1 pseudogene is annotated in these 226 nt (G+C 45.1%); it reads left to right on the top strand.

Features of this window, described 5'->3' with window-relative positions:
* A pseudogene (locus ACT3TU_RS14445) lies at positions 1-226 on the top strand (IS30 family transposase); the annotation flags it as partial.

Raw genomic sequence — 226 nt, 5'->3', positions numbered from 1 at the left:
CACGCTCGTTGAACGTAAAACAGGGCTACTGAAGATGAAGCGTGTGGGTCATAAAACGGCACAGCAAGTATCAGAGGCAATGATAGATGTCTTAAAGCCTGTGAGGTTACAGGTTAAGACAATCACCTCTGACAATGGTAAAGAGTTTGCTCAGCATAAGAAGGTGAAACAAAAGCTCTTTAGTCTGTTCTTTTTTGCCGATGCTTATGCGTCATGGCAGCGGGGG

It is taken from the genome of Psychrobacter sp. AOP3-A1-26 (assembly GCF_052378235.1).
Classification (GTDB): domain Bacteria; phylum Pseudomonadota; class Gammaproteobacteria; order Pseudomonadales; family Moraxellaceae; genus Psychrobacter.
Note: the sequence above shows the minus strand (reverse complement) of the source record. Positions and strands in the feature narration are given on the sequence as shown.